Source organism: Pseudoalteromonas sp. CR1, assembly GCF_019392235.1.
In the GTDB taxonomy this organism is placed as follows: Bacteria; Pseudomonadota; Gammaproteobacteria; order Enterobacterales; family Alteromonadaceae; genus Pseudoalteromonas.
The window spans coordinates 1-281 of sequence record NZ_JAHXRM010000151.1 but is presented as its reverse complement, the minus strand read 5'-3'; the positions used below and the strand labels follow the sequence as shown (position 1 = coordinate 281).

The window sequence follows — 281 nt, the reverse complement described above, 5'->3', positions numbered from 1 at the left end:
CCCGGAGCACCAGTGGAAGGCGCTGTTGGTGACTGCGTCATTGGACGGTTTCGACGAGATCGAAAACTGGTACGCCGCCGGTGGCCGCGAGCAGTACGGCGAGTTGGTCCACGAGCGCGTGCTCAAAGAGTTGGCGGGCACCCTGGCGAGAATGCACAAGGGCCGCTGGCAGCATGGCTGCCTGTACATCAAACACATCTTTGTACGGGTAACCGGCGAGGGCGACTCGGCCAATGTGGAAGTGGCGCTGCTGGATTTCGAAAAGTGCCGCCAGCGTTTGA

At 61.2% G+C, this 281-nt stretch carries 1 protein-coding gene; it reads left to right on the top strand.

What is annotated here, in order from left to right:
- Positions 1 to 281 (top strand): lipopolysaccharide kinase InaA family protein (locus KZZ04_RS18875; protein WP_219423783.1); only part of this gene is annotated, 281 nt, incomplete at both ends.